Genomic DNA, 13,346 nt, shown 5'->3' with positions numbered 1-13,346 from the left:
TTTAGCACTAGATTTCCATACAGATTCACAAAATTAGTTAGCGACGTCCCAAGTACCTAAGGTGCATATTAAAAAGATTGAAGAAAATGTAAAGGAAAAAACATGACAAAAAACTTATTAGTAGAACTCGGTCTTGAAGAATTACCAGCCTATGTTGTCACACCAAGTGAAAAACAACTAGGCGAAAAAATGGTAGCCTTCCTCAAGGAAAACCGCCTGTCTTTTGAAGCTATTCAAACCTTCTCAACACCCCGTCGTTTGGCTGTTCGTGTGACTGGTCTTGCAGACAAACAGTCTGATTTGACAGAAGATTTTAAGGGGCCAGCAAAGAAAATTGCCTTGGATAGTGATGGAAATTTCACCAAAGCAGCTCAAGGATTTGTCCGAGGAAAAGGCTTGACTGTTGAAGATATCGAATTTCGTGAAATTAAGGGTGAAGAATATGTCTATGTCACTAAGGAAGAAATTGGTCAAGCAGTTGAAGCCATTGTTCCTGGTGTTGTAGATGTCTTGAAGTCCTTGACTTTCCCTGTCAGCATGCACTGGGCTAACAACACCTTTGAATATATCCGCCCTGTTCACACTTTAACTGTTCTTTTAGATGAAGAAGAGTTTGATTTGGATTTCCTTGATATCAAGGGAGATCGTGTCAGCCGTGGTCATCGTTTCTTGGGACAAGAAACTAAGATTCAGTCAGCATTGAGCTATGAAGAAGACCTTCGTGCACAGTTTGTAATTGCGGATCCTCGTGAACGTGAGCAAATGATTGTTGACCAAATCAAAGCAATCGAAACTGAACATGGTGTACGCATCGAAATTGATGCTGATTTGCTTAATGAAGTCTTGAACTTGGTTGAATACCCAACGGCCTTTATGGGAAGTTTTGATGCCAAATACCTTGAAGTTCCAGAAGAAGTTTTGGTGACTTCAATGAAAGAACACCAACGTTACTTTGTTGTTCGCGATCAAGATGGCAAACTCTTGCCAAACTTTATTTCTGTTCGTAATGGAAATGCTGAGCATTTGGAAAATGTCATCAAAGGAAATGAAAAAGTCTTGGTAGCCCGCTTGGAAGACGGAGAATTCTTCTGGCGTGAAGACCAAAAATTGGTTATTTCAGACCTTGTTGAAAAATTAAACAATGTAACCTTCCATGAGAAAATTGGTTCTCTTAGTGAACACATGATTCGTACGGGTCAGATTGCTATTCTCTTGGCAGAAAAAGCAGGTTTGTCAGCTGATGAAACGATTGACCTAGCCCGTGCAGCTGCTATTTACAAGTTTGACTTGTTGACAGGTATGGTTGGCGAGTTTGATGAACTACAAGGAATTATGGGTGAAAAATATGCCCTTCTTGCTGGGGAAACTCCAGCAGTTGCAGCTGCTATTCGTGAACACTACATGCCTACATCAGCCGAAGGCGAACTTCCAGAGAGCAAGGTCGGTGCAGTGCTTGCCATTGCAGATAAATTGGACACTATTTTGAGTTTCTTCTCAGTAGGTTTGATTCCATCAGGTTCTAATGACCCATATGCCCTTCGCCGTGCAACTCAAGGTGTGGTTCGTATCTTGGATGCCTTTGGTTGGCACATTGCTATGGATGAGTTGATTGATAGCCTTTATGCTTTAACATTTGACAGCTTGACTTATGAAAATAAAGCAGAGGTTATGGACTTTATCAAGGCTCGTGTTGATAAGATGATGGGCTCTACTCCAAAAGATATCAAGGAAGCAGTTCTTGCAGGTTCAAACTTTGTTGTGGCAGAGATGTTGGAAGTAGCAAGTGCTCTTGTAGAAGCAAGCAAGGAAGAAGACTTCAAACAATCTGTTGAATCACTTTCTCGTGCCTTTAACTTGGCTGAGAAGGCAGGAGGAGTTGTTGTAGTTGATTCAGCACTTTTTGAGAATGAAGAAGAGAAAGCTTTGGCAGGAGCTGTAGAGTCGCTTGTTTTATCAGGGACTGCCAGTCAGCAATTGAAACAGCTCTTTGCGCTTAGCCCAATTATTGATGCCTTCTTTGAAAATACCATGGTTATGGCTGAAAACGAGGCAGTCCGTCAAAATCGTTTGGCTATCTTGTCTCATTTAACTCAAAAAGCAGCTAAGCTTGCTCGTTTTAACCAAATTAATACTAAATAAAATTTGATAAACGGACTTTATCTTATCACAAAGGAGAAGAAATGGATCCGAAAAAAATTGCTCGTATCAACGAGCTTGCTAAAAAGAAAAAAGCAGAAGGTTTGACACCAGAAGAAAAGGTGGAACAAGCAAAACTACGTGAGGAGTACATCGAAGGATATCGTCGCACTGTTCGTCACCACATTGAAGGAATCAAAATTGTGGACGAAGAAGGAAATGATGTTACACCAGAAAAACTACGCCAAGTACAACGTGAAAAAGGGTTACATGGCCGTAGTCTCGATGATCCAAATTCATAATAAGTATTCTTTCTTTTAACAAAGATTGATGAAATGATAACAAAACGACTAGCAGTTTGTGTCTGCTAGTCGTTTTTGAATAAAAAAGGAACCAAAATGGTTCCTAAAACTATTAATTATTAGTTACTTGCGCCAGATGTAGCGTCTGCGCCACCACCGTGGCCTCCAGCATCACCTGCATCAGAAGCTCCAGATGTAGCATCTGCTCCACCATGTCCTCCAGCAGGAGCTGCAGCATTTCCACCAACTAGACGTTGACCAGTTGTATTGAGGTACCAGTCAAGCCATGGTTGGAAATTAAAGATGATTTCATTGATTCCAGCATATGAGCCATCTGGGTAATACATTGCTTGATAATTATGGGTATTAATAACGCCTTCTGGTGTTCCTGGCACAATTGTACGGACATATTCTTGATCCCCGTTACGCAATACGCCGACAACCCATTCAACGTTTTTCATTCTAGAATCTGGCAATGAACCGTGTACAGTTCCTAAACGGTTTCCTGATTGAGCACGAACACGTTTACCAAACATTGTATTTGGATCTTGGTGTGCGTTATTAAAGTACAAGAATTGGTTATTATCGTCTGCAAATGTCAATTCAAATGGCATTGCTTTCAAGAACATGTCAATTTGGTTAACTGTCAAGATACCGTGGTCCAATTTAACGTAAGTATCTCCAGAAACAGCACCAACAAGTTCAGCTGCTTTTTCTACCCATTCAGGATCATCTGGATCAACACCTTGAATGGTAGTTGCAATTGAATTTGTACAATATAAATCTTCTGGTTCAATTGGTTTTGGTTTTTTCAATTTTGAAACGACTCCCACATATTTTACAAAGTTGTCCAAGCATGTTTCAAGGAAATTAATAGTTCCTTCATTTGTGATATTGCCCTCTGCGTCAAATGCTTCTTTGGCTTTACCTAGAAGGAATTCGTTACCTGGAAGAGTGTAGGCATTGACACCTGGAGCATCAAGAATCTTACGAAGGTGAACTTGGGCACGAGATGTACCTTGGTCGTAATAAGAAGCTCCCACAATCATGACTGGTTTATTTTCAAATGGATGAACTTCGTATGAAAGCCATTCAAGAACAGATTTAAGAGAAGCTGAGATTGTATGGTTGTGCTCAGGAGTAGCGATAATGACACCATCAGCACGAGTAATTCTGTTATACAAGAGACGCAATTGGAAGCTTTCATCCCATTTTTCGTCTTGGTTAAACATTGGAACTTCGTCAATTTCGAGAACTTCTAATTCAAATTTGAGTTTGAAGTGACGACGGATGAATTCCAAGAGTTTACGGTTATATGATTGATCGTAGTTTGATCCTACAAGTCCAACAAATTTCATTCTTTTTGTTCTCCTATCTTACAAATTTTCCCAGTCAAAGTCTTCAGCATCTTTGCGAAGTAATGCTTGTGCATTGCGCAATTTTTCTGTAATTTTTACAAAGATACGGAAGTCATCAAAAGTGGCATCCAATTTTTTAATAACATCAAGATCAACCAAGTCGCCACTTGGATTAAAGGCTTGAAGAGAGTGTGAAAGCAAGAATTCATCTGGAAGGACACTTGCTTTAATTTCTGGAGCATTCAAGATTTGGCGAAGTTGTAATTGGGCGCGTGATGAACCAAGAGTACCATATGAAGCACCAGTAATCATGATTGGTTTGTTCAAAAGTGGGTAAATACCGTATGACAACCAAGCAAGAGCGCTCATCAAAACAGCTGGGATAGAGTGGTCATACTCAGGAGTACCGATAATAACGCCATCTGCCTCTTCAATTTTAGCAGCTATTTCTAGAATTTCAGCAGGTACTTGCTTGTCAGCTGGTTTATTGAAGACAGGAATGTCTTTAATTTCAACAAGTTCAATTTCAGCTTTTTCAGCAAAGTGTTTTTGCATGTATTGAAGCAATTGGCGGTTTGTAGAACGTTTTGAATTTGTTCCAACAATAGCAATAAGTTTTAACATGAGATTTCCTTTCTCTTTTTACATAATACGATTTTAAAACTCCATTGAAACATCTATTTCTATAGAGTTGGAATTCCTGAAGAACAGCTTAGGTGACCTTCTTTATCGATGAGGATAGCTTCGATGCCCTCCAAACTTTCGACTTGCCAGAGGATAGAAGCAGGTCTTTCTCCAAATAGACGAGTTGTCCAGATTTCACCATCAACTGATTTATCAGAGATGATGGTGAGACTAGCTAGTTCCGTTTCAACAGGATATCCTGTTTGGCTGTCAAAAATATGATGGTAATCTTTTCCATCGACAGTCAGGTGACGTTCATAAATGCCTGAAGTCACGACAGATTTATTGACAACAGGGATGGTCATTAAGTGATTTCCCCTCGGATTGGCTGGGTCTTGAATCCCGATTTGCCAAGGCTGATTTCCTCTTGCCTGATTTTTTCCAATAGTTAGGATATTCCCTCCCAGATTGATCAAGGCAGATGTCACTCCCTCTTCTCTAAGAAATTGGGCCACTTTATCCGCACTATAACCCTTGGCTAAACAACCAAGATCGATCTTCATTCCTTTTTGTTTCAAAAACACAGTGGAAGCGGAAGAATCTAACTCGACATAATGAAGATTGATTAAAGGGAGAACCTCTTCAATTTCCCGAGGTTGGGCAACTTTGGCATCTGAAAAACCGATACGCCAGGTTTGAATCAAGGGACCAATACTGATGTTGAGATGGCTAGAGGGCGCTAGGCTATGCTCTAAACCAAGTGAAATCAGTTCAAACAGGTCTGGATGAACCTTAACTGAAGTTATTCCAGCTTGATGATTGATTTCCATCAACTCAGATTCTTGGCTATTTGCATTGAAACGATATTCTAACTCTTTGAGCAAATCAAAGGATTTTTGGAGCAAGATATCGGCTTGCTCATCCACTAATGAAATAGTGATAGTAGTCCCCATTAGCCGTTCAGAATGTGAACTAAGAGGCAAGCTACCAACTCCTTTCTCTTATGAAAAGAAGGCTGAAATATTGTAAATTTATATTAAATTTAACCCCTTACATTTTCTTTCCATGATACTAGCATACCATAAAGTCAGCGTTTTCACAAATAAAATTTGTAAACTTGTCAAGAAATATGCTCAGAAAAAAAGAGTAATTGTAAGAAAGACTGATAAAATACAGATTATTTACATTTTTTTACAAAAAAATCGGGAAAATTAACTAAACTCTTGTAAACGCTAACAGTAAATGTTATACTAGATGAGTAAATTTAAAATTGAAGGTAGGAATTTTTCTATGAGTAAAATCGTTGTAGTTGGTGCTAACCACGCTGGTACAGCATGTATTAATACTATGTTGGATAATTTTGGAAATGAGAACGAAATCGTTGTATTCGACCAAAACTCTAACATCTCTTTCCTAGGATGTGGAATGGCCCTTTGGATTGGTGAACAAATTGACGGTGCTGAAGGCTTGTTCTATTCTGATAAAGAAAAATTGGAAGCTAAAGGTGCTAAAGTCTATATGAACTCACCAGTTCTTTCAATCGACTATGATAACAAAGTAGTTACAGCCGAAGTTGAAGGAAAAGAACACAAAGAATCATACGAGAAATTGATTTTCGCTACAGGTTCTACACCAATCTTGCCACCAATCGAAGGCGTCGAAATTGTTAAAGGAAACCGCGAATTTAAAGCAACTCTTGAAAACGTACAATTCGTGAAATTGTACCAAAACGCTGAAGAAGTTATCAATAAACTTGCTGACAAGAGCAAACATCTTGACCGTATCGCTGTTGTTGGTGGTGGTTACATCGGTGTTGAACTTGCTGAAGCCTTTGAGCGTCTTGGAAAAGAAGTTGTTCTTGTTGATATCGTAGATACTGTCTTGAACGGTTACTATGATAAAGACTTTACACAAATGATGGCGAAGAACTTGGAAGACCACAACATCCGCTTGGCGCTTGGTCAAACTGTTAAAGCAATCGAAGGCGATGGTAAAGTTGAACGCTTGATTACTGACAAAGAAAGCTTTGATGTGGATATGGTTATCCTTGCAGTTGGTTTCCGTCCAAATACAGCTCTTGCAGATGGTAAGATTGAACTCTTCCGCAACGGTGCCTTCCTTGTAGATAAAAAACAAGAAACATCTATCCCAGGCGTTTACGCAGTAGGTGACTGTGCGACTGTTTATGACAACGCTCGTAAAGATACAAGTTACATCGCTCTTGCTTCAAATGCTGTTCGTACTGGTATCGTTGGTGCTTACAATGCTTGTGGACATGAATTGGAAGGAATCGGTGTTCAAGGTTCAAACGGTATCTCAATCTATGGTCTTCACATGGTTTCAACTGGTTTGACTCTTGAAAAAGCAAAAGCTGCAGGTTACAATGCGACTGAAACAGGCTTTAACGATCTTCAAAAACCAGAATTCATGAAACATGATAACTATGAAGTAGCAATCAAGATTGTCTTTGACAAAGATAGTCGTGAAATTCTTGGTGCACAAATGGTTTCACACGATTCTGCAATCAGCATGGGAATCCACATGTTCTCACTTGCTATCCAAGAGCATGTGACAATTGATAAATTGGCATTGACAGATCTATTCTTCTTGCCACACTTTAACAAACCATACAACTACATCACAATGGCTGCTCTTACAGCTGAAAAATAATATTTGATGAACTATCTGGCCTTAAGTGAAGGTCAGATAGTTTTTTAGTCAATCTGTACCCATACAATTTTATTTTTTTTATCTTGTGATTCATTCTAATCTAACTTAAAATGAAATGGTAGCTACCAATACAAATGATGAGGATAAAGAAATGACTGAAAATCGTTATGAACTAAATAAAAACTTGGCACAGATGCTCAAGGGTGGGGTTATCATGGATGTGCAGAACCCTGAACAGGCCCGTATCGCAGAAGCTGCTGGTGCGGCTGCTGTTATGGCCTTGGAGCGGATTCCAGCTGATATTCGTGCAGCTGGTGGGGTTTCCCGTATGAGTGATCCAAAGATGATTAAGGAAATCCAAGAAGCGGTTAGCATTCCTGTTATGGCTAAGGTTAGAATTGGTCATTTTGTGGAAGCTCAGATTTTAGAAGCTATTGAGATTGATTATATCGATGAGAGTGAAGTTCTATCTCCAGCTGACGACCGTTTCCATGTGGATAAGAAAGAATTCCAAGTTCCTTTTGTATGTGGGGCTAAGGACCTTGGAGAAGCTTTGCGTCGTATAGCTGAAGGTGCTTCTATGATTCGTACAAAAGGAGAACCGGGTACGGGGGATATCGTCCAAGCTGTTCGCCATATGCGTATGATGAATCAGGAAATTCGTCGCATTCAAAACCTACGTGAGGACGAACTTTATGTTGCTGCCAAGGACTTGCAAGTCCCTGTAGAATTGGTTCAATATGTCCATGAACATGGAAAATTGCCTGTTGTAAATTTCGCGGCTGGAGGCGTTGCAACGCCAGCAGATGCTGCGTTGATGATGCAATTAGGAGCAGAAGGTGTATTTGTCGGTTCAGGTATTTTCAAGTCAGGAGATCCTGTTAAACGAGCGAGTGCCATTGTAAAGGCTGTGACTAACTTCCGTAATCCTCAAGTCTTAGCTCAAATCTCTGAAGATTTAGGAGAAGCCATGGTTGGTATCAATGAAAATGAAATTCAAATTCTCATGGCTGAGCGAGGGAAATAGATGAAAATCGGAATATTAGCCTTGCAAGGTGCCTTTGCAGAACATGCAAAAGTGCTAAATCAATTAGGAGTCGAGAGTGTTGAAATCAGAAATCTAGAGGATTTTCAGCAATATCAGAGTGACTTGGCGGGTTTGATTTTGCCTGGTGGGGAATCTACAGCCATGGGCAAGCTCTTACGAGACCAGGACATGCTGATCCCCATTCGAGAAGCCATTCTATCTGGTTTACCAGCCTTTGGAACCTGTGCAGGCTTAATTTTGCTGGCTAAGGAAATCACTTCTCAGGAAGAGAGTCATCTAGGAACTATGGATATGGTGGTCGAGCGAAATGCCTACGGACGCCAACTAGGAAGTTTTTACACGGAAGCAGAATGTAAGGGAGTCGGTCAGATTCCAATGACCTTTATCCGTGGTCCGATTATCAGTAGTGTTGGACAGGGTGTAGAAATTCTAGCAAGAGTTGATAATCAAATCGTTGCTGCCCAAGAAAAAAATATGCTGGTAACCTCTTTTCATCCGGAATTGACTGATGATGTTCGCTTGCACCAGTACTTTATCAATATGTGTAAAGAAAAAAGTTGAGATTGAATTTCTCAACTTTTTTACATGTAATAAACAATGGCGATGTACTGGAGGGCAGATGCTGCTAGGATAAAGAGATGCCAAATCATGTGGAAATAAGGTTTTTTCTTGGCGTAAAATCCAGCTCCAACCGTATAAGAGAGTCCGCCCGTTACCATAAGACTCCAAAAGATTGGCGTCGTTTGACTGATAATGGCAGGAATGATAGCCAGAACCAGCCAGCCCATAATCAGGTAAAGAGCAAGGCTGAATTTCTCATTGACCTTTTTAGCAAAGATTTTATAGAGGATGCCAAAGATGGTCGTTCCCCACTGTATGGCAATAATCAGATAGCCAAACCAGTTATTCATTAAGGTCAAGACGACTGGCGTATAAGAACCTGCGATAGCCACATAAATCATAGAATGATCGATGATCCGCAAGACGTATTTGTGGGTTGAACCATAGGCCATAGAGTGGTAAATGGTGGATGAGAGGAACATGAGAAAAAGGCTGATAACAAAAATGGAAACGCCGATAGAGGATAAAAATCCGTGTGCTTCATAACTATAGGTGGATGAAATAGGGAGCAAGATGAGCATGATGACTGCCCCCACAGCATGGGTCACGCTATTAGCAATCTCCTCTCCAAAACTGAGTTGTTTGCTGAGTTTAAGACTAGTATTCATTAGATTTCCTCCTCTTCAGTATGATGGATTAAGGCTAAAGTTTGATGATAGAGTTTAACGGTTTGGCAGCTACTTTGGATAATAGGATTTTCTGGGTCAATCCCATTGTTCATGTAGTTCACAAAAGCGTCGTAGAGCTGGTCTGAACTGGCTTGACTTTGGAGAGTATTCAGTGTCTTAGCGATTTCTTGAATAGAAAAGACAGATTTGAGGGTTGTGATAGCGATCAAACGGGCAATCTGTTGGCGTTGGTATTTTTTCTTATCAGGCTTTGTCAGGTAACCATGTTTCACATAATTGTTGACCATAGATGCTGTCAGGCCCTTGTCTTTATCAGGAGAGATAGGGGCGCAGACTTGATTGACATAGAGTAAAACCTGATCTAGATAGAGGTCAATATTTGGTATTTCTGCCCATTTAGGGTAGGAAAAGCTAGTTTTCATTTTCAACTCCTTTTTATCTAGTTTTAATAACTAGATTATAAAATAATAAAAACAGAAAGTCAAGTTTTAACTGCTTGTGAAAAGGCTTAAATTATGCTATGATGGGAGAAACTAGTCAGAAATGAGGAGAAAAGATGGAGATTCGTTTAGCTTTTCCAAATGAAGTAGATGCCATTATGCAGGTGATTGAGGATGCTAAAAAATGTTTGGCAGATGCTGGTAGTGAACAGTGGCAAAATGGCTATCCAAATGCAGACGTTATTATCGATGATATTATCTCAGGTCAAGCTTATGTTGCCTTGGAAGAGGGAGAATTGCTAACCTATGCTGCTGTGACCAAGAGTCCAGAGGAGGCCTATGAAGCTATTTATGAGGGAAACTGGCAAGGAGGAGAATCAGAGTATCTAGTCTTTCACCGTATCGCTGTGGCAGCAGATGTGCAGGGACAGGGGGTTGCTCAGACTTTTCTAGAAGGCTTGATTGAAGGTTTTGATTATCTAGATTTTCGCTCAGATACGCATGCTGCAAACAAGGCCATGCAACATATTTTTGAAAAACTCGGTTTTAAACAGGTTGGTAAGGTTCCAGTTGATGGAGAACGCTTGGCCTATCAAAAATTAAAGAAATAATGCAAAAGAAGTATGCAAAAATGCTCTACTCTTCGCCGATTGGCTCTCTTTCTCTTGTAGCTGATGACCATTATCTGTATGGAATTTGGGTGCAGGATCAGAAGCACTTTGAGAGGGGGTTAGGAGATAAAACAATTGAAGAAGTTGTTAGTCATCCTGTTTTAGCTCCAGTTATTGCTTGCTTAGATGATTACTTTAAAGGCAAGTCTCAGGATTTATTCAACTTACCCTTGGCTCCAATTGGAACGGATTTTGAAAAGCGAGTTTGGTCCTATTTACAAGGAATTCCTTATGGTCAGACAGTGACCTATGGACAAATAGCGCAAGACCTGCAAGTGCCTTCTGCTCAAGCAATTGGTGGAGCAGTGGGACGCAATCCTTGGTCTATCCTAGTACCTTGTCATCGTGTGTTAGGAGCAGGTAAGCGTCTGACAGGGTATGCTGCAGGAGTGGAAAAGAAAGTCTGGCTTTTAGAGCATGAAGGCGCAGATTTTAAAGATATAAAATAGAAAGTGAAACACATGTTAGAATTTATCGAATACCCAAAATGTTCAACTTGTAAAAAAGCAAAACAAGAATTAAACCAACTCGGTGTGGACTACAAAGCTGTTCACATCGTCGAAGAAACACCAAGCCAAGAAGTCATTTTAAACTGGCTAGAAACCTCAGGATTTGAATTGAAGCAATTTTTCAATACCAGTGGAATCAAATACCGGGAATTAGGACTAAAAGATAAGGTAGGAAGTCTGTCAAACCAAGAAGCAGCTGAATTGCTAGCAAGCGACGGTATGTTGTTAAAACGTCCTATTTTAGTGGAGAATGGAACTGTTAAGCAAATCGGTTATCGAAAAGCTTACGAAGAATTGGGACTGAAATAGTTTTTACTTATCTCTTTGATAGATAAAATATATAACCTCCCTGTTTCAAAGTATGATAAACTAGTAGGTAGATAAAGTCTGTATCTGACCGTAGCAAATAATTTCATTGACGGCAGAAGTATGGTAGAATGAATCATTATCAGGAGAGGATGTTTTTATGAATGTTACAACGATTTTAGCATCAGATTGGTACCAAAACTTGATGCAATTGATTCCAGATGGCAAGCTGTTTAGCCTGCGTTCGGTCTTTGATGGAATTCCAAGAATTGTTCAACAGCTTCCAACAACGATTATGTTGACTATTGGTGGTGCCCTTTTTGGCTTGGTTTTGGCGCTTCTTTTTGCTATTGTGAAAATCAATCGTGTCAAGATTTTATACCCCTTGCAGGCCTTCTTTGTTAGTTTCCTCAAAGGGACACCGATTTTGGTGCAACTCATGTTGACCTACTACGGGATTCCTTTGGCTTTGAAAGCCCTCAATCAGCAATGGGGAACTGGTCTCAATATTAATGCTATTCCAGCTGCTGCTTTTGCGATTGTAGCCTTTGCCTTTAATGAGGCAGCTTATGCTAGTGAAACCATTCGTGCAGCCATTCTATCAGTTAATCCTGGTGAGATTGAGGCAGCACGCAGTTTGGGGATGACGCGAGCACAAGTTTATCGTCGCGTGATTATTCCAAATGCGGCCGTTGTAGCGACTCCAACCTTGATCAATTCCCTAATCGGCTTGACCAAGGGAACGTCCCTAGCCTTTAGTGCAGGAGTTGTGGAAGTCTTTGCCCAAGCTCAGATTTTGGGTGGAGCCGATTATCGCTATTTTGAACGTTTTATCTCCGTTGCCCTTGTTTATTGGGTGGTTAATATTGGAATTGAAAGTCTCGGTCGTTTCATCGAGAGAAAAATGGCTATTTCTGCACCTGATACAGTGCAAACAGATGTGAAAGGAGACCTTCGTTAATGATTAAGATTTCGAATTTAAGTAAATCCTTTTCAGGACAGACTGTCTTGGATCATCTGGACTTGGATATCCAAAAAGGAGAAGTAGTAGCCTTGATTGGTTCTTCAGGAGCTGGAAAATCAACCTTTCTACGCAGTCTCAATTATCTTGAAACTCCTGACAGTGGTTCGATTCAGATCGATGATTTCTCAGTTGATTTTTCTAAAATCACTCAAGAAGAAATCCTGGCCCTACGTCGTAAGCTGTCCATGGTTTTTCAACAGTTTAATTTGTTTGAACGCCGTACAGCGCTTGATAATGTGAAAGAAGGCTTGGTTGTTGTTAAAAAATTATCTGACCAAGAAGCGACTAAGATTGCCAAGGAAGAGTTAGCTAAGGTTGGGCTTTCTGATCGTGAAAACCATTACCCACGCCATTTATCAGGTGGACAGAAGCAACGGGTTGCCCTAGCGCGTGCTCTTGCCATGAAACCAGATGTCTTACTCTTAGACGAGCCAACTTCAGCCCTTGACCCAGAATTGGTCGGTGAAGTAGAAAAGTCTATTGCAGATGCTGCGAAGTCAGGTCAGACCATGATTTTGGTCAGTCATGACATGTCCTTTGTAGCCCAAGTGGCTGATAAGATTCTCTTCTTAGATAAGGGGAAAATCATTGAGTCTGGAACACCGGATGAGATTATCCACCATCCGAAAGAAGAGCGGACAAAAGAATTCTTCGCTAGTTACAAACGGACTTATATTTGATATAATAGATAAAGGAAAACTCAGTTAGCTGGACTAGCTGAGTTTACTCTTTAAAAAAGATAGAAATGAGAGAAATCATGCTACTGCAACTATTTTCTTTATATTTCGAGAGTTTGATCTTGACCACCATCCTTGTCCTGATTTTTTTAGGGATTTGGATTGGACTAAGAGCCATGTCGGGAGTTGATAAGACAGCCAAGGCTCGCCAAGCCCATCTCTATGATATGATTATGATTGGGGTCTTGGTTGTTCCAGTATTATCCTTTGCGGTTATGAGTTTAATTCTTGTTTTCAAAGCATAATCCTTGCTTGATTGACAAGAAAGAGT

The 13,346-nt window shown here is 40.3% G+C and carries 16 protein-coding genes; 11 read left to right on the top strand and 5 right to left on the bottom strand.

Annotated features, from left to right (window positions below; all coding sequences use genetic code 11):
* Positions 1-102 precede the first annotated feature (102 nt).
* Entirely contained in the window at positions 103-2,139 is a 2,037-nt protein-coding gene (gene glyS, locus D8855_RS06825) for a glycine--tRNA ligase subunit beta (RefSeq protein WP_125416669.1), read from the top strand.
* Positions 2,140-2,180: 41 nt separating this feature from the next.
* Positions 2,181-2,438 carry a DUF896 family protein gene (locus D8855_RS06820; protein ID WP_000371284.1) on the top strand — a complete coding sequence of 86 codons (258 nt, stop codon included), beginning with the start codon at positions 2,181-2,183 and terminating at the stop codon, positions 2,436-2,438.
* A 119-nt stretch (positions 2,439-2,557) separates the two neighbouring features.
* Here D8855_RS06820 and D8855_RS06815 read toward each other — a convergent pair whose 3' ends face one another.
* The 3 genes from D8855_RS06815 to D8855_RS06805 are packed head-to-tail and all read right to left on the bottom strand — an operon-like array spanning position 2,558 to position 5,403.
* The gene (locus D8855_RS06815) at positions 2,558-3,796 is read right to left on the bottom strand and encodes an NAD(P)H-dependent oxidoreductase (protein WP_101782006.1); all 1,239 of its coding nucleotides are present in this window, start codon (positions 3,794-3,796) and stop codon (positions 2,558-2,560) included.
* Between the two features lie 18 nt (positions 3,797-3,814).
* On the bottom strand, positions 3,815-4,420 hold the full coding sequence (locus D8855_RS06810) for an NADPH-dependent FMN reductase (RefSeq protein WP_000915951.1): 606 nt from the start codon (positions 4,418-4,420) through the stop codon (positions 3,815-3,817).
* Positions 4,421-4,479: 59 nt separating this feature from the next.
* Positions 4,480-5,403: an FAD:protein FMN transferase gene (locus D8855_RS06805; protein ID WP_125416667.1), complete on the bottom strand. Its 924-nt coding sequence runs from the start codon at positions 5,401-5,403 to the stop codon at positions 4,480-4,482.
* Positions 5,404-5,710: 307 nt separating this feature from the next.
* Between D8855_RS06805 and nox the strand changes: the two genes are divergently transcribed.
* The 3 genes from nox to pdxT all read left to right on the top strand — a co-directional run bounded on the left by nox (position 5,711) and on the right by pdxT (position 8,699).
* Positions 5,711-7,090: a H2O-forming NADH oxidase gene (gene nox / locus D8855_RS06800; protein ID WP_125416665.1), complete on the top strand. Its 1,380-nt coding sequence runs from the start codon at positions 5,711-5,713 to the stop codon at positions 7,088-7,090.
* A gap of 151 nt (positions 7,091-7,241) precedes the next feature.
* The gene (gene pdxS / locus D8855_RS06795) at positions 7,242-8,117 is read left to right on the top strand and encodes a pyridoxal 5'-phosphate synthase lyase subunit PdxS (RefSeq protein ID WP_125416663.1); all 876 of its coding nucleotides are present in this window, start codon (positions 7,242-7,244) and stop codon (positions 8,115-8,117) included.
* Positions 8,118-8,699 carry a pyridoxal 5'-phosphate synthase glutaminase subunit PdxT gene (gene pdxT / locus D8855_RS06790; protein WP_049509564.1) on the top strand — a complete coding sequence of 194 codons (582 nt, stop codon included), beginning with the start codon at positions 8,118-8,120 and terminating at the stop codon, positions 8,697-8,699.
* Positions 8,700-8,719: 20 nt separating this feature from the next.
* Here pdxT and trhA read toward each other — a convergent pair whose 3' ends face one another.
* Together trhA and D8855_RS06780 are read right to left on the bottom strand one after the other, a co-directional pair.
* Positions 8,720-9,367 carry a PAQR family membrane homeostasis protein TrhA gene (gene trhA, locus D8855_RS06785; protein WP_049509562.1) on the bottom strand — a complete coding sequence of 216 codons (648 nt, stop codon included), beginning with the start codon at positions 9,365-9,367 and terminating at the stop codon, positions 8,720-8,722.
* Positions 9,367-9,810 (bottom strand): DUF1836 domain-containing protein, encoded by a 444-nt coding sequence (locus tag D8855_RS06780; RefSeq protein WP_049509560.1) that lies wholly within the window; start codon positions 9,808-9,810, stop codon positions 9,367-9,369. Before D8855_RS06780 ends, trhA begins: the two co-directional genes overlap by 1 nt.
* A 134-nt stretch (positions 9,811-9,944) precedes the next feature.
* On the opposite strand from D8855_RS06780, the gene D8855_RS06775 reads away from it, so the two are divergent.
* From D8855_RS06775 to D8855_RS06750, 6 genes are all read left to right on the top strand, one after another.
* The gene (locus D8855_RS06775) at positions 9,945-10,439 is read left to right on the top strand and encodes a GNAT family N-acetyltransferase (RefSeq protein WP_049509558.1); all 495 of its coding nucleotides are present in this window, start codon (positions 9,945-9,947) and stop codon (positions 10,437-10,439) included.
* Positions 10,439-10,948 carry a methylated-DNA--[protein]-cysteine S-methyltransferase gene (locus D8855_RS06770; RefSeq protein ID WP_049509557.1) on the top strand — a complete coding sequence of 170 codons (510 nt, stop codon included), beginning with the start codon at positions 10,439-10,441 and terminating at the stop codon, positions 10,946-10,948. Before D8855_RS06775 ends, D8855_RS06770 begins: the two co-directional genes overlap by 1 nt.
* Before the next feature lie 12 nt (positions 10,949-10,960).
* Positions 10,961-11,317, top strand: coding sequence for an arsenate reductase family protein (locus D8855_RS06765; protein ID WP_000889091.1), 357 nt, complete (start codon positions 10,961-10,963; stop codon positions 11,315-11,317).
* Positions 11,318-11,474: 157 nt separating this feature from the next.
* Positions 11,475-12,275: an amino acid ABC transporter permease gene (locus D8855_RS06760; protein ID WP_001103449.1), complete on the top strand. Its 801-nt coding sequence runs from the start codon at positions 11,475-11,477 to the stop codon at positions 12,273-12,275.
* A complete protein-coding gene (locus tag D8855_RS06755) occupies positions 12,275-13,018 on the top strand; it encodes an amino acid ABC transporter ATP-binding protein (protein WP_000590965.1) in 744 nt (247 codons plus the stop codon). Before D8855_RS06760 ends, D8855_RS06755 begins: the two co-directional genes overlap by 1 nt.
* 77 nt (positions 13,019-13,095) lie before the next feature.
* A complete protein-coding gene (locus D8855_RS06750) occupies positions 13,096-13,320 on the top strand; it encodes a DUF4059 family protein (protein WP_000926599.1) in 225 nt (74 codons plus the stop codon).
* Positions 13,321-13,346: the final 26 nt, after the last annotated feature.

Origin of the sequence: Streptococcus mitis (genome assembly GCF_003942685.1) — a bacterium.
In the GTDB taxonomy this organism is placed as follows: Bacteria; Bacillota; Bacilli; order Lactobacillales; family Streptococcaceae; genus Streptococcus; species Streptococcus mitis_CD.
Note: the sequence above shows the minus strand (reverse complement) of the source record. Positions and strands in the feature narration are given on the sequence as shown.